This window comes from Pseudomonas sp. MWU16-30323 (assembly GCF_020515595.1).
In the GTDB taxonomy this organism is placed as follows: domain Bacteria; phylum Pseudomonadota; class Gammaproteobacteria; order Pseudomonadales; family Pseudomonadaceae; genus Aquipseudomonas; species Aquipseudomonas yamanorum.
In genome coordinates this window covers 38116-59919 of record NZ_JAIWYM010000012.1, presented here as the reverse complement: position 1 = coordinate 59919, position 21804 = coordinate 38116, and the positions used below count along the sequence as shown (strand labels likewise).

The window sequence follows — 21804 nt, the reverse complement described above, 5'->3', positions numbered from 1 at the left end:
CAACTCGGTCCTTCAGTTACACCGAGGTGATGCCATCGCAGGCAAGCCAGCTCCCACACTGGATCTGCAGGGGTCTACAGATCGAGGTACATCAATACCACCGCGCCTCACCCGGCGGGCGTTTCTTGAAGCGCTTCATGCTCCACATGTACTGGCTTGGGTAAGCGGCCACATACCGCTCCACCACCTTGCTCATCGCCGCACATGAAGTGGCGGTGTCGGTGCTGTACATATCTTCCGGCGCCGCTTCCAGGATCACTTTGTAGCCCGAGCCATCCGGCAGCCGCAGGGCATGCAGGAACACCCCGACCGCCTTGTGCCCTGCCAACATGTTCGGCACGAACTTGCTGGTCAGCGCCTGGGTAGCGAAGAACGGCACGAAGATCCCGGCGGACTCTGCCGGCTCCGGGTCGGCAGGAATGCCCACCTGGCCGCCTTTGCGCACTTCCTTGATGACACTGAGGATGCCTTCCTTGGTGGACGCCGCCACGCGGTTGCCCAGTTGCACCCGTTGCTTGCGCAGCAAGTCATCCACCGCCTTGAGCTTGGGCGGACGGTAGAAAATGATCGGTTTGCACTGGCTGCAATAGAAGTGGTTCAACACTTCCCAGTTGCCCAGGTGGCTGGTGATGCCCACCACGCCTTTACCCGAGGCCAGGGCTTCGTGCAGCACTTCCAGGCCTTCGACTTCGCGTACCAGGTCGATGGAGCGCTGGGCCGGCCAGATCCAGGCGCAGGCACTTTCGGTCAGGGACTTGCCGATGTCCATCAGGCTGCGTCCAACGAGGCGCTCGCGCTCGGCCGGGTCCATGTCGGGGAAGCATTTGGACAGGTTGATCCGCACCGTCTCGCGGGAGCGGTTGGGGGTTTTCCACATGATCCAGCCAATCGCCGAACCGACCGCTTGCACCGCGCGCCAAGGCAGCAGGGCAAACAACCGAAGAGCGCCTACCAGCAAGGCGCCTTTAAACTTTTCCACAGGTCACTCCTGATCGTGTGTGGTGCGCAAAGCCGCCATTCTAACCGGCGTTGGCCAGGTCCGCGTAACGGTCGCAGTCCTGAGTGTGGTCCATGACCATGCCCGAGGCCTGCATGAACGCGTAACAGATGGTGGGTCCGACGAACGTAAAGCCGGCTTTTTTCAGGGCTTTGCTCATGGCTTCCGCTTCAGGCGTAATCGCCGGAACCTGGCTGCGATCCTTGAAATGATTGACCTTGGGCACCCCGCCGACAAACGACCAGAGCCACCCCACCGGGTCCTCCAGCGCCAGCCAGGCGGCGGCATTGCGCCGAGTGGCATTGAGTTTCAGGCGGTTACGCACGATGCCCGGATCGAGCATCAGCGCTTCGATCTCGGCATCGCTCAGTTGGGCCAAACGCTGCGCATCAAAGCCAAACAAGACCTTTCGATAGTGCTCGCGTTTGCGTAAAACGGTGATCCAGGACAGGCCCGCCTGGAACCCTTCGAGCAAAAGCAACTCGAACAGTCCCTGCGCATCGCGCAGCGGCGTTCCCCACTCCTGATCGTGATAAGCCATGTACAGCGGATCTTCAGAACACCAAAAGCAGCGTGGCATAAGGCTCCAGGGGATGGTGGCGCGGCCGAATCGGGTATACTCCCGCTCTTTAAATCGCAGCCCAAGTAACAGGTGAATTTCGTGAGCCAGCCTACGCCAGCCGTGCGTACCTTCCAAGACTTGATCCTCGCCCTCCAGCAATACTGGGCCGAGCAAGGTTGTGTGGTACTTCAGCCCTACGATATGGAAGTAGGCGCCGGCACTTTCCACACCGCTACCTTCCTGCGGGCCATTGGCCCGGAAACCTGGAACGCCGCTTATGTGCAGCCCAGTCGTCGCCCGACTGACGGCCGCTACGGCGAAAACCCGAACCGCCTGCAGCACTACTACCAGTTCCAGGTGGTACTGAAGCCGAACCCGGACAACTTCCAGGAGCTGTACCTGGGCTCGCTGAAACATGTCGGCCTGGACCCACTGGTCCACGACATCCGTTTTGTCGAAGACAACTGGGAATCGCCCACCCTGGGCGCCTGGGGCCTGGGCTGGGAAGTCTGGCTCAACGGCATGGAAGTGACGCAATTCACTTACTTCCAGCAAGCCGGTGGCATCGAGTGCTACCCGGTGACCGGCGAGATCACCTACGGTCTCGAGCGCCTGGCCATGTACCTGCAAGGCGTGGATTCGGTCTACGACCTGGTGTGGGCTGACGGCCCGTTCGGCAAGGTGACCTATGGCGATGTGTTCCACCAGAACGAAGTGGAGCAGTCGACCTACAACTTCGAACACGCCAACGTCGAGAAACTGTTCGAGCTGTTCGACTTCTACGAAAGCGAAGCCAAGCGCCTGATCGAACTGGATCAGCCGCTGCCGTTGCCGAGCTATGAGATGGTTCTGAAGGCATCCCACACCTTCAACCTGCTGGATGCTCGCCGTGCCATCTCGGTCACCGCGCGCCAGCAATACATCCTGCGTGTACGCACCCTGGCGCGTTCCGTCGCCCAAGCCTACCTGCTGGCTCGCGCCAAGCTGGGCTTCCCGATGGCAACCCCGGACCTGCGTGATGAAGTGTTGGCTAAGCTGGAGGCTGCACAATGAGTGCTCAAGATTTCCTGGTTGAACTGGGCACCGAAGAGCTGCCTCCCAAGGCATTGAACACCCTGGCCGACGCGTTTCTGGCCGGTATCGAAAAAGGCCTGCAAACCGCTGGCCTGAAGTTCGCAGCGAAGAAGGTCTACGCCGCGCCGCGTCGCCTGGCGGTGTTGCTCACCGCGCTGGAAACCCAGCAGCCGGACCGCAGCATCAACCTCGACGGCCCGCCACGCCAGGCCGCCTTCGATGCTGAAGGCAACCCGACTCAAGCCGCCCTTGGTTTTGCCAAGAAGTGTGGCGTCGAGCTGAGCGAGATCGACCAGAGCGGCCCGAAACTGCGCTTCAGCCAGGTCATCACCGGTAAGCCGACTGCCAGCCTGTTGCCCACCATCGTTGAAGATTCCCTGAACGACCTGCCTATCCCGAAGCGCATGCGCTGGGGTGCCCGCAAGGAAGAGTTCGTGCGCCCAACCCAATGGCTGGTGATGCTGCTCGGTGACCAAGTCATCGACTGCACCATCCTCGCCCAAAAGGCCGGCCGTGATTCCCGTGGTCACCGCTTCCACCATCCTCAAGCCGTGCGCATCACCTCGCCGGCCAACTACGCTGCTGACCTGCGGGCTGCCTACGTACTGGCCGATGCCAATGAGCGCCGCGAGCTGATCAGCAAGCGCACCGAAGAGCTGGCGCGCCTGCAGGAAGGCACCGCCATCGTGCCGCCAAGCCTGCTGGACGAAGTGACGGCTCTGGTTGAATGGCCAGTGCCGCTGGTGTGCTCGTTCGAGGAACGCTTCCTGGACGTGCCACAAGAAGCACTGATCACCACCATGCAGGACAACCAGAAGTATTTCTGCCTGCTGGACGTCGACGGCAAGTTGCTGCCTCGGTTCATCACCGTGGCCAACATTGAAAGCAAGGACCCGCAGCAGATCATCGCCGGTAACGAGAAAGTCGTTCGTCCGCGCCTGACTGACGCCGAGTTCTTCTTCAAGCAAGACAAAAAGCAGAAGCTGGAAGACTTCAACCTGCGCCTGCAAAACGTGGTGTTCCAGGAAAAACTCGGCAGCGTCTACGACAAGGCCGTGCGCGTTTCCAAGCTGGCGGCTTACATCGCGCCACGCATTGGTGGCGATGCTGCCTGGGCTGCACGTGCCGGCCTGCTGTCCAAGTGCGACCTGGCCACCGAGATGGTTGGCGAGTTCCCGGAGATGCAAGGTGTTGCCGGTTACTACTACGCCCTCAATGATGGCGAGCCGGAAGACGTCGCCCTGGCGCTGAACGAGCAGTACATGCCGCGCGGTGCTGGCGCCGAGCTGCCGACCACCCTCACTGGTGCGGCCGTGGCCATCGCTGACAAACTGGATACCCTCGTCGGTATCTTCGGTATCGGCATGTTGCCTACCGGCAGCAAAGACCCGTATGCCCTGCGCCGTGCGGCCCTGGGTGTGCTGCGGATCCTGATCGACAAGAAACTCGACCTCGACCTGACCCAGGCCGTGGTGTTCGCTGTCGGCCAGTTCGGTGCCAAGGTCAAGCAAGCGGGCCTGGCCGAACAAGTGCTGGAGTTCGTCTTCGACCGCCTGCGTGCGCGTTACGAAGACGAAGGCGTGGACGTTTCGGTGTACCTGTCGGTACGTGCCCTGCAACCGGGTTCGGCGCTGGACTTCGACCAACGCGTGCAGGCCGTTCAGGCTTTCCGCAAATTGCCGGAAGCCGGTGCCCTGGCCGCCGTGAACAAGCGTGTATCGAACCTGCTGAGCAAGGCCGACAACCTCGGCAATGCCGAAGTCGACCCAGGCCTGTTTGCCGATGCCAAGGAGTTCTCGCTGAACTCGGCCATCGCCAAGGCAGAAAACGCCGTGAAGCCGCTGATCGCCGAACGTAACTACGCCGAAGCACTGGCGCGCCTGGCCACCTTGCGTGAGCCGGTGGATGCGTTCTTCGAAGCGGTGATGATCAATGCCGAAGAGGCGGGTGTGCGGAAAAACCGCTACGCCATGCTGGCGCGTCTGCGTGGCTTGTTCATCAATATCGCTGACATTTCCGTACTGGGCTGATCATGTTGAAACTGCTGATTCTCGATCGGGACGGAGTGATCAATTACGACTCCGATGCTTACATCAAATCGGTGGCGGATTGGATTCCACTGCCCGGCTCGATCGAGGCCATCGCGCAGTTGAGCAAAGCGGGCTGGACGGTGGCCATCGCCACCAACCAGTCCGGCATAGCCCGCGGCTACTACGACATCCCCACCCTCGACGCCATGCACGCGCGCCTGCGCATGCTGGTGGCCGAGCAGGGCGGTGACGTTGGGCTGGTGGTGTATTGCCCGCACGGCCCGGATGAAGGCTGCGATTGCCGCAAGCCCAAACCGGGTATGCTTAAAACTATTGCTGAACATTACAACGTGCCATTGGCTGGTCTATGGTTTGTCGGGGACAGCCTCGGTGACCTGGAAGCTGCCAAAGCCGTCGACTCTCAGCCAGTTTTGGTAAAAACCGGGAAAGGCGAAAAGACCCAGGCTAAAACCCTGCCGGTAGGTACCTTGATTTTTGACGATCTGGCGGCGGTTGCCGCAGAACTTATCAACAACTAGCAGCCCTTCTGACTTCCTGACAAAGGATTGTTCGGGAGCGCGCTTTTAACAGGCGGGCGTTGTCCCGCAACGGTAAATGCCGCCATGTCGATTTTGCAGGCCATCAGAACCTTCTTCTTTTACCTGCTGCTGGGCACCAGTTCTTTCCTCTGGTGCACCCTGAGCTTTTTTATCGCGCCTTTTCTGCCGTTCAAGGCGCGCTATCGTTTCATCAACGTCTTTTGGTGCAACTGCGCGTTGTGGTTGACCAAGGTGTTCCTGAACATTCGTTTCGAGATCAAGGGCGCCGAAAACGTCCCTGACCAGCCTTGCGTGATTCTGTCGAACCACCAGAGCACCTGGGAAACCTTCTTCCTGTCTGCGTACTTCTCGCCCCTGAGCCAGGTGCTCAAGCGTGAGCTGCTGTATGTGCCGTTCTTCGGCTGGGCCATGGCCATGCTGCGCCCGATCGCCATCGACCGCGATAACCCCAAGGCGGCGCTCAAGCATGTGGCCAAGAAGGGCGACGAGCTGTTGAAGGATGGCGTTTGGGTGCTGATCTTCCCCGAAGGTACGCGGGTGCCTTACGGCACTGTGGGCAAGTTCTCACGCGGCGGTACGGCCTTGGCGGTGAACGCCGGCCTGCCGGTGCTGCCGATTGCCCACAACGCCGGCAAGTTCTGGCCAAAGACCGGCTGGGCCAAGCGTGAAGGCACTATTACGGTGGTGATTGGCGAACCGATGTATGCCGAGGGCGAAGGCCCACGCGCTATTGCAGCGCTGAACGACCGTGCCCAGGCATGGAACGAAGCACAACAAAGAGCCATGGGATCGCTGCCGCCGGAGCCGGTTGTTGTCGACACTCCGGTGATTTGAGTTTCTGTGGATAACCTGTGTACGGTTTGTTGGCGAATTGCCCTTTTTCGCCTGTAGGCTTCTGATTTTATTACATATTTCTCAAGCTAATAAAACAGCAGAAAAGGTGCATAAGTTTTTTTCCGCATTAAAAAACCGGTCCTTGAGACCGGTTTTTTATGCACAGGTAAAAAGCAGCGGTTCACTCTTTCCATAACGGCAGTTGAAGGATGAAGGTCGTACCTTTATCCACCACACTTTCGCAGCCGATTCGCCCACCATGGCGATCCACGACGGCTTTGACCATGGTCAGGCCCAACCCCAATCCTTCACTGCCTTGAGCGGAGGCGAAGCGCCGGTATTGAGCGAAGAGTTCTGGCAAGTCCTGCGCAGCGATTCCTCGCCCCTGGTCGCTGATGCGGCATTCCAAACCCTCTTCGCTGCTGGTCAGGCTCAACGTCACGGTGGTCCCCGAAGGACTGTATTTAACCGCGTTCTCCAACAGGTTGAACAAGGCACGGGTCAGCAGTGATTGATCGGCCCAGACCATTTCCTCACCGTCTTCATTCAGATCGTGAACCAGATGGATGCCTTTCAACTGGGCGTGCACCGCGACTTGATCAAATGCGTCGAGCACCAGCATGGCGAACAGGCTGGGCTGGAATTGGTAGCCGTCAGATTCGGCTTTCGCCAGTTGCACGAATGATTCGGTCAGGTTCAGGGCGCGACGGACTTGTTGTTCGATCTGGGCAAATATTGGCGCTGCAGTGTCCTGGACATCCAACAGGGCGAGGATCGCCGAATGCGGAGCACGCAGGTCGTGGGACAGAAAGCGCAGCAAGGTTTCCCGCTGCTGCTGGGCATCGCGCTCAATGCTCAGGTCTGTGAGGCTGAGTAGCCAGCCCAATGCCACGTCACCGTCCGCGGGCAGCAGTGGGGCCAAGTCGAGGCGCAGGCTACGGTTATGGGTGTCGCGGAATTCGACGATTTCCAGTGCCGACAGGGCAGGGCGAACGCCGTCCTGCAGCGGTGGGTACCCCAATGCCGCGAGCTGCTCCAAGAGGTTTTCCGCCACCAGCTCATTGCCGAATACATCACGAGCAATCCGGTTGGCCAGCAGGACGTTGCCCTTGGGGTCGGTAATCAAGGTTGCTACCGGCAAACACTCCAGGCCATCGGCCATAAAGCGTCGCGTGTCCCGGGTACGGCTGACCGCTTGTTCCAGGGCAAAGATCCGTCCCTGCAATACATCACCTTGGCTGGCGGGCGCCCTACGCCGCTCCGGGAGCACTTTGGGTTCGTTGTCCAGGCGTGCCAGCTCCCAACCGAAGTAGGCCAGGATCACGCTCAGGCGCCGCCAGTTCCAGATCAGGTAGCTGAGCAACATGCCGATCAGGCAAGCCGCCGGGGACCACCAGTGGCCCAGGCGCAACAGCCCCCAAGAACCGAGCAGCGCGGCGCCCATGCAACCGAGGGCTAGCCAGAGTGCATAACGCGGACGAAACAACAGTGAGCCCAATAGCAGCGCGACCATGGCAGTGGCCAGCAGCGTCGCCATCCACGCGGGCAAGTCGACGATGCTACGCCCTTGCAGCAAGCCATTGAGGATGTTGGCCTGGATCTCCACACCGGGGGTGGTGCCGACGCTGGCTGACAGCGGCGTGACGTACCGGTCGCCCATCCCCGGCGCAGTGGCGCCGATCAGGATCAAGCGGTCTCTCAGCAGCTCAGGCGGTACCTCGCCACGTAATACGCTGACATATGGCACGCTGGGAAAGCCGGCATGGCTGGCGATGAACGGAATTCGAATGGAATTTTCACGCTGCCAGGTGTTGCTGTCCGTCAGACCGAGCGCTCCCGGCATGACGGATGGCTGGCCACTCAGTTCAAACGCCAACCAAGCGAGTTGGGGCGTCATGTTGCCTGGCGGGCCTTCGCGCAAATACAGGCTTCGAACGATACCGTCGCCGTCAGCTTCAACGTTGATATGGCCGACGCCCCTGGCACAATCGCGCAAGGGCAGCACCGGCAGGATTTGCGCCACAGGTTGGTCGTAGCGGGGCGTGCCTTCGCGAATCAACGGCAACAGAACAGTGCCGGCGTTGCACATCGCCTCGGCCAGGCGCAGGTCATTGGCCGGCTCCCGGGCGGGCTCACTGAAGATCACATCAAACAGAATACTCGTGGGTTTGGCCGCGCTCAGCCGATCAAGCAGGTCGGCGTGTACGCGCCGGGACCACGGCCATTGGCCGAGTTCCTTCAGGCTTCGGTCATCAATGGTCACCAGCAAAATGCGTGGATCCACCGGCAAAGGCGCCAGGCGGCGAAGGCTGTCATACAGCAGGTTGTTGAGAGAAAAGCCCGGGCTCAGGGACAGGAATGCCGTGATGGGTAACAGCAACAGGCTGACCCAGAGCCATTCGCGCACCAGGCCATTGAACAGGCGCTGAGCCTGAGTCGGTTGGCGCTTTTCAGCCCTGTGCCACAGCCTCACCGGCGAGCGTCCGGAGCGCTATTGCACGCGGTTCGCGGGCGGGTAATAGAAGATGTCATAGACCCCGGTTTCTCCCTCAAGCCCGTGTTCATCATAGGCTGACAAACGAACGTGATAGAACGATGCTTTGAGCCCAGTGAAGTGCATTTGCGGCTTGTCGGAAAAGTTTTCCTGCTTGATGTTGAGAAACTCCTTATCGGTCGCGACCTGAGCCCTGTAACGCTGGGCACCGGCCAAGGGACGCAGGAACAGGGTCCAAACCGGCGCATCGCCCTTCTGGCCGTCCTGGCCGACCAACCGTGGTGCATCAAGCAGTTCCACGGGTTTGAGTTCGCCTTGTTTCTTGAACGCCAACCCCTGTCGCGCGCCGACATTTACTTCGCCAGCAACCGGCCCAGTAATCGGCTTCTTCTTGATGGGCCGCGGGGTCGGCAGAGCGTCATCACGATTGACCGCTACTTGCCCATTGAGCACTTCCACCAGCGATTGTTCGCCATCGTTGCGCACACGGAAATGCGTGCCGCGCACACCCAGGACGCCCACCGGGGTCATGATCTGGAAACGGTCATAGTCGCTGGCACGCTTGATCACGTAAGCCTCGACCTGACCTTCTTCAAGAATCACCTGGGGAATGGACTGTTCTTCAACCAGGTGCAATCGGACCTGAGAACTGGACGGCAAGACGATCCGCGAACCGTCCCCCAGCAACAGGCTGACAAACGCGCCGGGTGAGGTTTTCACGCTCTCTTGTTCATCAATGAGCATGCCTTCTTCCAGGGCCGTGGACACCCCCTTGGCATCCAGTTTCCAGGCTTCGCCGGTCAGGTGCTGCACCGCCGCCGGCAGAGGCTGCGCACGACACATCTGATTGTCATCGATATAGGGGGCGCGGGGAGGGGCGGGGCGTGCCAAGGCCGACAGACTCACTACGCCAAGCGTAATGATCAAGCCAGAACCCAACAGGGTAGAAACGGCAAAGCGGAATCGGCAGGGGAAAAAGGTCATGGCGCTCATCAAGATTCTAGTTCTAATGGGTCATCAGAAAGCACGTTCAGGAAGCGTCTTGCGCGGGAAGACCTTGAATACCGCCTACGATACTCGATGAGGTATCCAGTCGATAGCCGAAATGTCTGGGGCGTGGGATCTATGCAGAAGATGACACATCCCTGTGCCGGAGCAATTCCCTCGCTCCAATCCGTGTGTCATCCAGCGACAGCGAATTTACCTACAAGATAGGTGCATCGGATCGATTCGCAACATTTGTTCAGATTTGGCGTTGCTTAAAACACCCAGCGTTGGTTCTGCTGTTGTTCGCTGAGCGGCTCAAAGGGTGAGCTGGCGAAGCCCATGCCGTTCCCGGGTTCACTCAGGGTTTGACGCTCATCGAATGATGCAGGCATTACCGGCTTCGATGCCCCCACCGTTTCGGTCCCCAAGGTTGCCGCCATTACCACCAATACCAATCGCCCCCACACATTAATCTTTTCCAGAACAATCACACGTCTCGAAACAGCATAAAACCAGATTGCCATTGATCCTTTTCCTGAAGGTCTCGAGCCGGTATCTTCCCAGCTTGGGTATTGACGATTTCCAATGGCTACGGCCATTTGATATCAGCGTACCGAGAGATTCAGAGGGCCTGAGAATCTGGCCATAATTGTTCAGATTCATGCCCGCATTCTTCAATAAGAAAGGACCCTGCCATGCGTGTCGCAATACTGGATGACGAACCTGCTGAACTGCGGCGGGTGGAACAGACACTGCGACAAATCCCCAGCGCTGCGGATCAGCCATGGGCGCTGCACTGCTTCGAGCGTGGAGAAGACCTGCTGCGCCAATTGCGCCGGGAAACCTTTGACCTGCTGATCCTGGACTGGCAACTGCCTGACCTCAGCGGCCTGGCATTATTGCGCTGGACCCGCGAGCACATGGAAGCTCCCCCGGCCGCCATCATGCTCACCAGCCGCGATGCCGAGAGCGATATCGTCCAGGCGTTGAACAGCGGCGCCGATGATTACGTCAGCAAACCGTTTCGCCCTAACGAGCTTAAGGCGCGGGTCAATGCAGTGCTGCGGCGCCACGGCCTGCAAAAGTCCGCGGCGAGCGAAGTGCTGACCTTCAACGACCTGACCTTTGATGATGCTGAGCTCACGGTAAGCAGGGCAGGGAAACCCATCAGCCTGACGGAGCGCGAATACCGCCTGGCTCGATGCTTGTTCGAGAACCTGGCGCGGCCACTGTCTAGGGAGTATCTGTATGAGCGGTTCTGGACCCATGAGGAAATGGTGTCTTCACGGCCGCTGGATACGCATATCTATCGGTTGCGGAATAAGCTCGGGCTGACTGCGGATCGGGGCTGGCAGTTGCTGACGATCTATGGGTATGGGTATCGGTTGGAGAGTGTTACAGCCGCCTCCGACGAGTGAGATGTTCCACGTGGAGCATTTATAAAAAAGTCCATGTTCCAGCAATAAAAAAGGCCAACGCTAAGCGTTGGCCTTTTTTGTTTGCGCTGTAACCTGATCAGAAATCCAGGTTGGACACCGCCAGGGCATTGCTCTCGATGAAGTCACGACGAGGCTCGACCGCATCACCCATCAGGGTGTTGAAGATCTGATCCGCGCCAATGGCGTCTTCGATGGTCACACGCAGCATGCGACGCTGAGCTGGGTCCATGGTGGTTTCCCACAGCTGATCCGGGTTCATTTCGCCCAGACCTTTGTATCGCTGAATGGTGTGGCGCTTAGTGCTTTCAGCCATCAACCAGTCCAGGGCTTCCTTGAACTCTTTGACCGCTTTCTTGCGCTCGCCACGCTGGATGTAAGCACCGTCGTCCAGCAGGGTGCTCAGTTGCGCGCCAAGGGTAACAACCGTCTTGTAGTCGTTGCTGCCGAAGAAGTCGCGGTTGAAGGTGACGTAGTTCGACAGGCCGTGGGAGATCAGTTCGACCTCTGGCAACCAGACATTACGTTCACGGTCTTCACGCAGGCTGGCTTTGTAAACCAGGCCGGACTTTTCAACGGTACGCAGACGGACTTCGTACTGGGCCAGCCAATTCTGCATGTGGGCGTGATCGCCCAACTGCTCGAGGCTGACGGCAGGCAGGTAGATGAAGTGCTCGGTCAGCTCCTGAGGGTACAGGCGCGACAAACGCTTGAGGGTCTTCATCACCATGCGGAAATCGTTTACCAGGCGCTCCAACGCTTCACCGGAGATGCCCGGGGCTTCGTCGTTCAAGTGCAGGCTCGCATCTTCCAGGGCCGACTGCGTCATGTACTCTTCCATGGCGTCGTCGTCTTTGATGTATTGCTCTTGCTTGCCCTTTTTCACTTTGTACAGCGGCGGCTGGGCGATGTAGATGTAGCCACGCTCGATCAGCTCCGGCAACTGACGGAAAAAGAACGTCAGCAGCAGGGTACGGATGTGCGAACCGTCGACGTCAGCATCGGTCATGATGATGATGTTGTGGTAGCGCAACTTGTCGATGTTGTACTCGTCGCGGCCGATGCCACAGCCCAGAGCGGTGATCAAGGTGCCGACTTCCTGCGAGGAAATCATCTTGTCGAAGCGTGCCTTCTCGACGTTGAGGATCTTACCCTTCAACGGCAGGATGGCCTGGGTACGACGGTTACGACCCTGCTTGGCGGAACCGCCAGCAGAGTCACCTTCCACCAGGTACAGTTCGGAGAGGGCAGGGTCTTTCTCCTGGCAGTCAGCCAGTTTGCCCGGCAGGCCAGCGATATCCAGCGCACCTTTACGACGGGTCATCTCACGGGCTTTACGCGCCGCTTCACGAGCCCGCGCCGCGTCGATCATCTTGCCGACAACCAGTTTGGCTTCGTTCGGGTTTTCCAGCAAAAAGTCGGAGAAGTACTTGCCCATTTCCTGTTCAACGGCCGTCTTCACTTCGGAAGACACCAGCTTGTCTTTGGTCTGGGAGCTGAACTTCGGATCCGGAACCTTGACCGAAATAATCGCGGTCAGGCCTTCGCGGGCATCATCACCGGTGGTGGCGACTTTGTGTTTCTTCGCCAGGCCTTCCGCTTCGATGTAGGTGTTCAGGTTACGCGTCAGTGCAGAACGGAAACCCACCAGGTGAGTACCGCCATCGCGCTGAGGAATGTTGTTGGTGAAGCACAACAGGTTCTCGTTGAAGCTGTCGTTCCACTGCAGGGCGATTTCCACGCCGATGCCGTCTTCACGCTGGATGTTGAAGTGGAACACCTGGTTGACCGCAGTCTTGTTGGTGTTCAGGTATTCAACGAACGCACGCAGGCCACCTTCATACTTGAACAGCTCTTCCTTGCCGCTGCGCTCGTCCTTGAGGACGATACCCACACCGGAGTTGAGGAAGGACAGTTCACGAATCCGCTTGGCCAGGATGTCCCAGCTGAAGTGGATGTTCTTGAAGGTTTCAGCCGAAGGCTTGAAGTGAATCTGCGTACCAGTGCTTTCGCTGTCACCTACGATTTTCATCGGTTCCTGTGGAACACCATGAACGTAAGTCTGTTCCCAGATCTTGCCGCTACGACGTACAGTCAGGATCAGCTCTTCGGAAAGGGCGTTTACTACCGAAACACCTACACCGTGCAAACCGCCGGATACTTTGTAGGAGTTGTCGTCGAACTTACCGCCAGCGTGGAGCACGGTCATGATGACCTCTGCCGCCGAAACGCCTTCTTCTTTATGCACATCTACCGGGATGCCGCGACCGTTGTCGCGCACGGTGATGGATTCGTCCGGGTGGATGATGATGCTGATGTCGTCGCAGTGACCGGCCAAAGCTTCGTCGATCGAGTTATCGACCACCTCGAACACCATGTGGTGCAGACCGCTGCCATCATCGGTATCACCGATGTACATACCGGGACGTTTGCGTACGGCATCCAAACCTTTAAGCACTTTAATGCTGGTCGAGTCGTACGTATTCGTATTTTCTTCGCTCATGCCTTCACTCCCGATGGTCGTGGGTCTGGGTGATACGGCCTTGTTCCACGTGGAACAAAGCGACTGGCGTTTCCGTCTGCCAGCCTTCCCTCAATAATTCGTGGTCTACACAGGTGATAAACACCTGGCAGCGTAAGTCTTCCAACAAGCGGCATAACGCGCGGCGGTGCTGCTCGTCCAGTTCGGACGGCAAGTCATCCACCAGATAAATACATTGCCCGCGCCGGGCCTGGCTAACCAAATGCCCCTGGGCGATACGCAGGGCGCAAACCACCAACTTCTGCTGACCGCGGGACAAGATATCCGCAGCATTATGTGCGCCTAATCTAAGGCGCAAATCAGCCCGTTGTGGTCCGGCCTGGGTGTGACCAATTTGCTGATCCCGCTGTAAGGACGTCGCGAGCACTGCACTCAGTTCCCGGTCTTTGTCCCAACCACGGTAGTAGCTCAACGTCAGCCCCTCGAGTTCAAGCAACTCGCTCAAGGTCTGTTCAAAGACTGGTTTCAAGGCTTTGATATAGGCGCGGCGGTATTCATCTATTTCAGCGCTGGCCAGGCACAGTTCCCGGTCCCAGGCAGCTTGCGAAGCGGCGTCAAGTGTACCATGCCGCAGCCATGAGTTCCGCTGCCGCAGGGCCTTCTGCAGGCGCTGCCAAGTGGCCATGAAACGCGGTTCCACGTGGAACACTCCCCAATCGAGGAATTGCCTGCGGATTTTTGGCGCACCTTCCAGCAAGCGGAAGCTGTCCGGGTTGATCAATTGCAGCGGCAGGATTTCCGCCAGTTGCGCGGCACTGCGAGCATTCTGCCCGTCGATGCGTATTTGAAACTCCCCCTGACGATCACGAGAAATCCCCAGGCTGCTATGACCGCCTTCCGCCAATTCGACTTGGCCAAATACCGTGCACGCCTGTTGCTCGTACTGAATCACCGGCAACAAGCGGGCACTGCGAAAGGAACGGGCGAGCCCCAGCAGGTGAATGGCTTCCAGCACGCTGGTTTTGCCACTGCCGTTGGCGCCGTGGAGGATATTGATGCGGGGGGAAGGGGAGAAGGTCACCGGGTGCAAATTGCGCACCGCGGTGACCGAGACGCGACTGAGGGACATCTAGCTTCTGCTGAACATGATTACAGGCGCATCGGCATGACAACGTAAGCCGAGTCATCGTTGTCGGATTCTTGCACCAGGGCGCTGCTGTTGGAGTCAGACAGAATCAGGCGAACCTGTTCGGTGGTCATCACGCCCAGCACGTCCAACAGGTAGCTGACGTTGAAGCCGATTTCCAGGTTGCCGCCGTTGTAGTCGACGCCCACTTCTTCTTCCGCTTCTTCCTGCTCAGGGTTATTCGCCTGAATTTTCAGCTGGCCGTTGGCCAATTGCAGGCGGATACCACGGTACTTCTCGTTGGAGAGAATAGCGGTACGGCTGAATGCTTCACGTAGGGCCTGACGATCACCGATCACCAGCTTGTCACCGCCTTTAGGCAGAACACGCTCGTAATCCGGGAACTTGCCGTCAACCAGCTTGGATGTGAAGGTGAACTCGCCGGTAGTCGCGCGGATGTGGTGCTGGCCCAGGACGATGCTGACATTGCCATCCGGCTCGGTCAGCAGGCGCGCGAGTTCCAGAATACCTTTACGCGGCACGATCACCTGGTGGCGATCCGGCTGCCCGATATCGGCTTTCATCGAGCACATGGCCAGACGGTGACCGTCAGTGGCTACGGCGCGGATGATGCCTTCGGAGACTTCCAGCAGCATGCCGTTGAGATAATAACGCACGTCCTGCTGGGCCATGGCGAAGCTGGTGCGCTCGATCAACCGGCGCAGTCGGCTTTGTTCCAGGCTACAGGTCAGCGAACCAGGACCTTCTTCCACGGTCGGGAAGTCGTTGGCCGGCAAGGTCGACAGGGTGAAGCGGCTGCGACCGGCCTTGACCACCAGCTTCTGCTCATCAACCTTGATGTCGATCAGTGCGTCGTTAGGCAGGCTTTTGCAGATGTCCATCAGCTTGCGCGCCGGCACGGTGATCTCGCCAGGTTCGGCGGGCTCTTCGAGCTGGACACGACCGACCAGTTCGACTTCCAGGTCGGTACCGGTCAAGGACAATTGCTGGCCTTCGACAACCAGCAATACGTTGGAAAGCACCGGCAAGGTCTGTCGGCGCTCGACGACGCCTGCGACCAGTTGCAGGGGTTTCAACAGGGCTTCGCGTTGAATGGTGAAATGCATGGTCTAGTCCCTTGCCTTAATAAGCTGCGCTGGTGTTCATCAAGTAGTCAGTGTACGCAGCAGGTTCTTGTAGTCCTCGCGAATATCCGCGTCGGATTCCTTAAGTTCGTTGATCTTGCGGCACGCGTGCAAGACCGTAGTGTGGTCGCGACCGCCAAACACATCACCAATTTCCGGCAGGCTGTGGTTGGTCAGCTCTTTGGAGAGCGCCATCGCTACCTGACGGGGACGTGCTACCGAGCGCGAACGGCGCTTGGACAGCAGGTCGGAAATCTTGATCTTGTAGTACTCGGCCACGGTGCGCTGGATGTTATCCACACTCACCAGCTTGTCTTGCAACGCCAACAAGTCTTTCAGGGATTCACGAATCAACTCGATGGTGATATCGCGGCCCATGAAGTGGGAGTGAGCGATGACCCGCTTGAGTGCGCCTTCCAGCTCACGCACGTTGGAACGAATGCGCTGGGCGATGAAGAACGCGGCATCGTGAGGCAGGTCGACTTTAGCCTGGTCGGCCTTTTTCATCAGGATCGCAACGCGGGTTTCCAGCTCCGGCGGTTCTACCGCGACGGTCAGGCCCCAGCCGAAGCGCGACTTCAGACGCTCTTCCAGGCCCTCGATTTCCTTCGGATAACGGTCACTGGTCAAGATGACCTGTTGGCCACCTTCAAGCAACGCGTTGAACGTGTGGAAAAACTCTTCCTGGGAACGTTCCTTGCGGGCGAAGAATTGAATGTCATCGATCAGCAAGGCATCAACGGAACGGTAGAACCGTTTGAACTCGTTGATCGCATTGAGCTGCAGCGCCTTGACCATGTCGGCGACGAAGCGCTCCGAGTGCAGGTACACGACCTTGGCATTCGGGTTCTTCTTTAATAGGTGGTTACCCACAGCGTGCATCAAGTGAGTTTTACCCAAGCCAACACCGCCATAAAGGAAGAGCGGGTTGTAACCGTGCTTGGGATTGTCGGCAACCTGCCAGGCAGCCGCACGGGCCAGCTGGTTGGATTTACCTTCGACAAAGTTCTCAAAGGTGAACGTGCGGTTCAGATAGCTGGTGTGCTTGAGCGCACCTTCTACCTGGACAGTGCGCTGTTCGGCACGAACCGGGGCCTGCTGAGAGCTGGCGCCGGCCATGGGGTCAAAGCTGTCGCGGGACGGCTCTTCATTTATAGGCGCGTTTTTCTGCGACGACGATTTCGAAGGCGTCTGGGCAACCGGGGCCGGCGAGTTATTAACAGGTGCCGCCGCGGCCTGAGCCTGGGAGGCACTGGCGGCCAACGGTGCATTCGGCGCAGCACGAGGTGCCGAGCTACGTTTGCTGCCTATTAATAAGGAGAGCACCGGAGCAAGCCCGTTGCCATGTTCATCGAGCAATTCGAGAACGCGGCTCAGGTATTTCTCGTTGACCCAGTCGAGAACAAAACGATTGGGTGCGTAGACACGCAACTCGTCGCCTTCGGCTTCGACCTGTAGCGGACGGATCCAGGTGTTGAATTGCTGGGCAGGCAGCTCATCGCGCAAAAGCTCCACGCACTGCTGCCAAAGTTCCACTGACACGGATATCCCCTAAGTTGAAAGCCGGTGAGGCAAAAACAGCCGCCATTGTAGCGGCCAGCCGTCCACTTATCCACATGTAGGTTGCTCACAGGGCGCCAAGAATCAATGCCTTAACCGTAAAAAAGGCGACAAATGGTCTGTGCATAAGCTCTGTGGATAAGCGCCCCTAAGCCCGTTGTACAAGTGGGGTCGAAAGTCTGTGGGTAACTGGCCTGTGGATAAGTAGCCATTCCACACACAGCTTATCCGATAGCGCAGCACAGGCAGAGCACCGTTTCTCCCCCGTGTTGTCATTCTCTGTACACCACGTAGAATATGGCCTTAAGGCAGTTATCCACAGAAGATCGCCTCCCTAGCTTTTATAAGCTTTACAGAAAAGCTTTAAATAACTTCCTTCTTTATTTTTATATCTATGGCATTGCTCGTGAAAGCCGAACCGCTCGGATTCGGTCCAGGGGCCTCCAGATATCTAATTAAAGGAAAAGCTGGTTGGAAATTGACCTAGAGGCTTGCTTTCTCTAGAATCGCCGGTCTCTTAAAACGGGGGCCATTCCGGCCCGTTGTGGACGAACCAGGTAACACGCCATGAAACGTACTTTCCAACCAAGCACCATCAAACGCGCCCGTACTCACGGCTTCCGTGCTCGCATGGCCACCAAGAACGGCCGTGCTGTCCTGTCGCGTCGCCGCGCCAAAGGTCGTGCGCGTCTGGCAGTTTGATAATCCGGTACTGGTGGTGAGTCAGGACTTCAGTCGGGAAAAGCGTCTGCTAACCCCCCGGCATTTCAAGGCAGTCTTTGACTCCCCCACCGGCAAGGTTCCGGGGAAAAATCTCCTGCTCCTTGCGCGTAACAACGATCTGGATCACCCCCGTCTCGGGTTAGTGATCGGCAAGAAGAGCGTAAAGCTCTCCGTTGAGCGCAATCGCCTCAAGCGTCTGATGCGCGAATCGTTTCGCCTCCACCAGGAGACTCTGGTTGGTTGGGATATTGTTATCGTCGCGCGCAAAGGCTTGGGGGACGTAGAAAACCCCGAATTGATTCAGCATTTCGGCAAGCTCTGGAAACGTTTGGCTCGTACCAACAAGCCAGCACCAGCTGTCAGCACCGAAACTGTAGGGGTAGACAGTACTGATGCGTAAACTGGCCCTCGTTCCGATCCAGTTTTACCGCTATGCCATTAGTCCCCTGATGGCAAATCACTGTCGTTTCTACCCCAGTTGTTCCTGCTACGCGTTGGAAGCCATAGAAAATCATGGCCTTCTGCGCGGTGGCTGGCTGACCTTTCGTCGTTTAGGTCGCTGTCATCCGTGGAATCCCGGTGGTTATGACCCGGTTCCACCTATCCCTACCTCCCGTTCTTCTTCGATGGCCGAGTAATCATGGATATTAAACGCACGATCCTGATCGTCGCCCTGGCAATCGTGTCCTACTCTATGGTTCTTAAGTGGAACCAGGATTATGGCCAAGCTGCCCTGCCGACTCAGAATGTTGCTACCAATCAGTCGGCGCCGGCTATTCCGGATACGCCGCTGGGTAACAATGCTGCCGCCAGTGCCGATGTACCCAGCGCGAATGCCGATACCAGCACCCCGGTAGAAACCCCGGTCGTCACCAATAAAGACCTCATCCATGTAAAAACGGATGTACTGGACCTGGCAATCGATCCACAGGGTGGTGACATCGCCCAGCTGAAACTGCCGCTGTATCCACGTCGCCAAGACCACCCGGATGTTCCGTTCCAGCTGTTCGATAACGGCGGCGAACGTGTATATCTGGCACAAAGTGGCCTGACCGGCACTGACGGTCCGGATGCTCGTGCTACCGGTCGTCCGGTTTATTCGACCGAACAGAAGACTTATCAACTGGCTGACGGCCAGAACCAGTTGAACGTCGACCTGAAATTCAGTCACGACGGCGTCAACTACATCAAGCGTTTCAGCTTCACCCGCGGTTTGTACGATCTGAAAGTCACTTATCTGATCGACAACGAAAGCGCGAAGCCGTGGACTGGCAACCTGTTTGCCCAGCTCAAGCGTGACAACAGCGCCGATCCTTCTTCCAGCACCGCCACCGGCACCGCGACTTACCTGGGCGCCGCCCTGTGGACAAGTAGCGAGCCGTACAAAAAAGTGTCGATGAAAGATATCGACAAGGGCGCGCTGAAAGAAACCGTTCAAGGTGGCTGGGTTGCCTGGTTGCAACACTACTTCGTGACCGCATGGATCCCGAACAAGGGTGATGCGAACCTGGTTCAAACCCGCAAAGACAGCCAAGGCAACTACATCATTGGCTTTACTGGCCCGACGTTGACCGTCGCTCCGGGTGCCAAGGCCGAAGCCAGCGCTACGTTGTACGCCGGTCCGAAGAGCCAGGCTGTGCTGAAAGAGTTATCCCCAGGTCTGGAACTGACTGTGGATTACGGCATTCTGTGGTTCATTGCCCAGCCTATCTTCTGGCTGCTGCAACATATCCACAGCATTGTCGGCAACTGGGGCTTCTCGATCATCCTGCTGACCATGCTGATCAAGGGGATCTTCTTCCCACTGTCGGCTGCCAGCTACAAGTCGATGGCGCGTATGCGTGCCGTGGCCCCTAAACTGGCCGCGCTGAAAGAACAACATGGCGATGACCGGCAGAAAATGTCGCAGGCCATGATGGAGCTGTACAAGAAAGAGAAGATCAACCCGTTGGGTGGATGCTTGCCGATTCTGGTGCAGATGCCGGTGTTCCTGTCGCTGTACTGGGTGCTCCTGGAAAGCGTGGAAATGCGCCAGGCTCCGTTCATGCTGTGGATAACTGACCTGTCGATCAAAGACCCGTTCTTTATCCTGCCGATCATCATGGGCGCGACCATGTTCATCCAGCAGCGTCTGAACCCGACGCCGCCGGACCCGATGCAGGCCAAGGTAATGAAAATGATGCCAATCATCTTCACCTTCTTCTTCCTGTGGTTCCCGGCTGGTCTGGTGCTGTACTGGGTGGTCAACAACTGCCTGTCGATCTCCCAACAGTGGTACATCACACGTAAAATCGAAGCGGCTACCAAAAAAGCCGAGGCGTAATTTACTCTGTGGATAACACCACTCAAGACGCCCCCTAGTGGGGCGTTTTGCTTTCCGTCACTTTTATCCGGGTACCCGCCATGAGCGCTCCTCGTGAAACCATCGCCGCTGTCGCCACCGCTCAAGGTCGTGGTGGTGTCGGTATCGTTCGTATTTCCGGGCCGCTCGCCGGCGTGGCAGCCAAGGCCATCAGTGGGCGGGAGCTGAAGCCGCGGTATGCGCATTACGGGCCGTTTTTAGGCGCTGATGACGAGGTGCTGGATGAAGGCATCGCCCTTTACTTCCCGGGGCCGAACTCCTTTACCGGTGAAGACGTCCTGGAACTGCAAGGCCACGGCGGCCCGATCGTTCTGGACATGTTGCTGCAGCGTTCCCTGCAGTTGGGTTGCCGCCTGGCACGGCCGGGTGAATTCAGCGAACGCGCGTTCCTCAACGACAAACTCGACCTGGCCCAGGCCGAGGCGATTGCCGACCTGATCGAAGCCAGTTCTGCACAAGCCGCGCGCAATGCGTTGCGCTCATTGCAGGGTGCGTTTTCCCTGCGTGTGCATAACCTCACCGAGCAATTGATCAGCTTGCGCATCTACGTTGAGGCCGCGATTGATTTCCCGGAGGAAGAAATCGACTTCCTCGCCGATGGCCATGTCCTGGCAATGCTGGATAAAGTCCGCGACGAGTTATCCACAGTACTGCGCGAAGCGGGGCAAGGAGCCTTGCTACGCGACGGTATGACGGTGGTGATTGCCGGCCGGCCGAACGCCGGCAAGTCGAGCCTGCTCAATGCTCTGGCCGGGCGAGAAGCCGCGATCGTCACCGAGATCGCCGGCACCACGCGGGATATCTTGCGCGAACATATCCACATCGATGGCATGCCCCTGCATGTGGTGGACACGGCGGGGCTGCGTGACACCGATGACCAGGTGGAAAAGATCGGTGTGGAACGCGCGTTGAAGGCCATCACGGAAGCTGACCGTGTGCTGCTGGTGGTGGATGCCACTGCGCCAGAGGCTGCAGATCCATTCGCGCTGTGGCCGGAATTCCTCGAACAACGGCCAGACCCGGCCAAGGTCACACTGATTCGCAACAAGGCTGACCTGACGGGCGAGGCGATTGCCCTGGAAGTCAGTGAGGATGGCCACGTGACGATCAGCTTAAGTGCCAAGTCAGCGGGAGAGGGGCTGGAACTGCTGCGCGATCATCTGAAAGCGTGCATGGGCTACGAGCAGACCTCGGAAAGTAGCTTCAGCGCTCGTCGCAGGCACCTGGAGGCGCTGCGGCATGCCAGTGCAGCCCTCGAGCATGGCCGCGCACAGCTGACGCTGGCAGGTGCCGGTGAGCTGCTGGCTGAAGATTTACGTCAGGCGCAGCAGCTGTTGGGTGAGATCACCGGGGCATTCAGCTCCGATGATTTGTTGGGGCGGATTTTTTCAAGCTTCTGTATCGGGAAATAGCCAGGTTATCCACAGCTGGG

Annotated in this window: 19 protein-coding genes; 10 read left to right on the top strand and 9 right to left on the bottom strand. The window is 58.2% G+C overall.

Going from position 1 to position 21804, the window contains the following annotated elements; translation table 11 throughout:
* Window positions 1–91: 91 nt before the first annotated feature.
* Window positions 92–979: a lysophospholipid acyltransferase gene (locus tag LIY45_RS16060; RefSeq protein WP_017477923.1), complete on the bottom strand. Its 888-nt coding sequence runs from the start codon at window positions 977–979 to the stop codon at window positions 92–94.
* Between the two features lie 40 nt (window positions 980–1019).
* A complete protein-coding gene (gene tag / locus LIY45_RS16055) occupies window positions 1020–1577 on the bottom strand; it encodes a DNA-3-methyladenine glycosylase I (RefSeq protein WP_093203392.1) in 558 nt (185 codons plus the stop codon).
* Between the two features lie 81 nt (window positions 1578–1658).
* On the opposite strand from tag, the gene glyQ reads away from it, so the two are divergent.
* From glyQ to LIY45_RS16035, 4 genes are all read left to right on the top strand, one after another.
* Window positions 1659–2612 (top strand): glycine--tRNA ligase subunit alpha, encoded by a 954-nt coding sequence (gene glyQ / locus LIY45_RS16050; protein WP_003213601.1) that lies wholly within the window; start codon window positions 1659–1661, stop codon window positions 2610–2612.
* Window positions 2609–4663: a glycine--tRNA ligase subunit beta gene (gene glyS, locus LIY45_RS16045; protein ID WP_226476890.1), complete on the top strand. Its 2055-nt coding sequence runs from the start codon at window positions 2609–2611 to the stop codon at window positions 4661–4663. Before glyQ ends, glyS begins: the two co-directional genes overlap by 4 nt.
* The gene (gene gmhB, locus LIY45_RS16040) at window positions 4663–5202 is read left to right on the top strand and encodes a D-glycero-beta-D-manno-heptose 1,7-bisphosphate 7-phosphatase (protein ID WP_226476940.1); all 540 of its coding nucleotides are present in this window, start codon (window positions 4663–4665) and stop codon (window positions 5200–5202) included. Before glyS ends, gmhB begins: the two co-directional genes overlap by 1 nt.
* An 84-nt stretch (window positions 5203–5286) precedes the next feature.
* A complete protein-coding gene (locus LIY45_RS16035) occupies window positions 5287–6057 on the top strand; it encodes a lysophospholipid acyltransferase family protein (RefSeq protein WP_010168506.1) in 771 nt (256 codons plus the stop codon).
* A 181-nt stretch (window positions 6058–6238) separates the two neighbouring features.
* Here the strand turns inward: LIY45_RS16035 and LIY45_RS16030 are convergent, their stop codons facing one another.
* The 3 genes from LIY45_RS16030 to LIY45_RS16020 form a co-directional block, all read right to left on the bottom strand.
* On the bottom strand, window positions 6239–8530 hold the full coding sequence (locus LIY45_RS16030; protein ID WP_226476889.1) for a CHASE2 domain-containing protein: 2292 nt from the start codon (window positions 8528–8530) through the stop codon (window positions 6239–6241).
* 18 nt (window positions 8531–8548) lie between these two features.
* Window positions 8549–9544: a FecR domain-containing protein gene (locus tag LIY45_RS16025; protein WP_226476888.1), complete on the bottom strand. Its 996-nt coding sequence runs from the start codon at window positions 9542–9544 to the stop codon at window positions 8549–8551.
* Between the two features lie 266 nt (window positions 9545–9810).
* On the bottom strand, window positions 9811–10062 hold the full coding sequence (locus tag LIY45_RS16020) for a hypothetical protein (protein ID WP_226476887.1): 252 nt from the start codon (window positions 10060–10062) through the stop codon (window positions 9811–9813).
* Window positions 10063–10233: 171 nt separating this feature from the next.
* On the opposite strand from LIY45_RS16020, the gene LIY45_RS16015 reads away from it, so the two are divergent.
* The gene (locus LIY45_RS16015) at window positions 10234–10956 is read left to right on the top strand and encodes a response regulator transcription factor (RefSeq protein ID WP_226476886.1); all 723 of its coding nucleotides are present in this window, start codon (window positions 10234–10236) and stop codon (window positions 10954–10956) included.
* A 97-nt stretch (window positions 10957–11053) separates the two neighbouring features.
* On the opposite strand, the gene gyrB is transcribed toward LIY45_RS16015, so the two are convergent.
* Genes gyrB through dnaA form a run of 4 tightly spaced genes read right to left on the bottom strand, consistent with a single transcriptional unit; the run spans window position 11054 to window position 17269 of the window.
* Window positions 11054–13477, bottom strand: coding sequence for a DNA topoisomerase (ATP-hydrolyzing) subunit B (gyrB, locus tag LIY45_RS16010; RefSeq protein ID WP_201125774.1), 2424 nt, complete (start codon window positions 13475–13477; stop codon window positions 11054–11056).
* A 4-nt stretch (window positions 13478–13481) separates the two neighbouring features.
* Entirely contained in the window at window positions 13482–14585 is a 1104-nt protein-coding gene (gene recF / locus LIY45_RS16005; RefSeq protein WP_226476885.1) for a DNA replication/repair protein RecF, read from the bottom strand.
* Between the two features lie 20 nt (window positions 14586–14605).
* Window positions 14606–15709: a DNA polymerase III subunit beta gene (gene dnaN / locus LIY45_RS16000; protein WP_003213582.1), complete on the bottom strand. Its 1104-nt coding sequence runs from the start codon at window positions 15707–15709 to the stop codon at window positions 14606–14608.
* A gap of 39 nt (window positions 15710–15748) precedes the next feature.
* Complete coding sequence (gene dnaA, locus LIY45_RS15995; RefSeq protein WP_032868695.1) at window positions 15749–17269, bottom strand: chromosomal replication initiator protein DnaA; 1521 nt, start codon at window positions 17267–17269, stop codon at window positions 15749–15751.
* A 585-nt stretch (window positions 17270–17854) separates the two neighbouring features.
* On the opposite strand from dnaA, the gene rpmH reads away from it, so the two are divergent.
* From rpmH to mnmE, 5 genes are all read left to right on the top strand, one after another.
* Window positions 17855–17989: a 50S ribosomal protein L34 gene (gene rpmH, locus LIY45_RS15990; RefSeq protein WP_003213577.1), complete on the top strand. Its 135-nt coding sequence runs from the start codon at window positions 17855–17857 to the stop codon at window positions 17987–17989.
* A gap of 16 nt (window positions 17990–18005) precedes the next feature.
* Window positions 18006–18410, top strand: coding sequence for a ribonuclease P protein component (gene rnpA / locus LIY45_RS15985; RefSeq protein ID WP_010168490.1), 405 nt, complete (start codon window positions 18006–18008; stop codon window positions 18408–18410).
* Window positions 18403–18648, top strand: a complete 246-nt coding sequence (yidD, locus tag LIY45_RS15980; RefSeq protein ID WP_003213574.1) for a membrane protein insertion efficiency factor YidD — start codon at window positions 18403–18405, stop codon at window positions 18646–18648. Before rnpA ends, yidD begins: the two co-directional genes overlap by 8 nt.
* 2 nt (window positions 18649–18650) lie before the next feature.
* Window positions 18651–20333, top strand: a complete 1683-nt coding sequence (yidC, locus tag LIY45_RS15975; RefSeq protein WP_003213572.1) for a membrane protein insertase YidC — start codon at window positions 18651–18653, stop codon at window positions 20331–20333.
* 80 nt (window positions 20334–20413) lie between these two features.
* On the top strand, window positions 20414–21784 hold the full coding sequence (gene mnmE, locus LIY45_RS15970) for a tRNA uridine-5-carboxymethylaminomethyl(34) synthesis GTPase MnmE (protein WP_226476884.1): 1371 nt from the start codon (window positions 20414–20416) through the stop codon (window positions 21782–21784).
* The last annotated feature ends 20 nt before the right edge of the window (window positions 21785–21804 follow it).

Coding starts and splice junctions, on each gene's coding strand:
- tag (WP_093203392.1), bottom strand. CDS start 1,577: ATGCCACGCTGCTTTTGGTGTTCTGAAGATCCGCTGTACATGGCTTAT.
- glyS (WP_226476890.1), top strand. CDS start 2,609: ATGAGTGCTCAAGATTTCCTGGTTGAACTGGGCACCGAAGAGCTGCCT.
- LIY45_RS16035 (WP_010168506.1), top strand. CDS start 5,287: ATGTCGATTTTGCAGGCCATCAGAACCTTCTTCTTTTACCTGCTGCTG.
- LIY45_RS16025 (WP_226476888.1), bottom strand. CDS start 9,544: ATGAGCGCCATGACCTTTTTCCCCTGCCGATTCCGCTTTGCCGTTTCT.
- LIY45_RS16020 (WP_226476887.1), bottom strand. CDS start 10,062: ATGGCAATCTGGTTTTATGCTGTTTCGAGACGTGTGATTGTTCTGGAA.
- LIY45_RS16015 (WP_226476886.1), top strand. CDS start 10,234: ATGCGTGTCGCAATACTGGATGACGAACCTGCTGAACTGCGGCGGGTG.
- gyrB (WP_201125774.1), bottom strand. CDS start 13,477: ATGAGCGAAGAAAATACGAATACGTACGACTCGACCAGCATTAAAGTG.
- recF (WP_226476885.1), bottom strand. CDS start 14,585: ATGTCCCTCAGTCGCGTCTCGGTCACCGCGGTGCGCAATTTGCACCCG.
- dnaN (WP_003213582.1), bottom strand. CDS start 15,709: ATGCATTTCACCATTCAACGCGAAGCCCTGTTGAAACCCCTGCAACTG.
- rpmH (WP_003213577.1), top strand. CDS start 17,855: ATGAAACGTACTTTCCAACCAAGCACCATCAAACGCGCCCGTACTCAC.
- yidD (WP_003213574.1), top strand. CDS start 18,403: ATGCGTAAACTGGCCCTCGTTCCGATCCAGTTTTACCGCTATGCCATT.
- yidC (WP_003213572.1), top strand. CDS start 18,651: ATGGATATTAAACGCACGATCCTGATCGTCGCCCTGGCAATCGTGTCC.
- mnmE (WP_226476884.1), top strand. CDS start 20,414: ATGAGCGCTCCTCGTGAAACCATCGCCGCTGTCGCCACCGCTCAAGGT.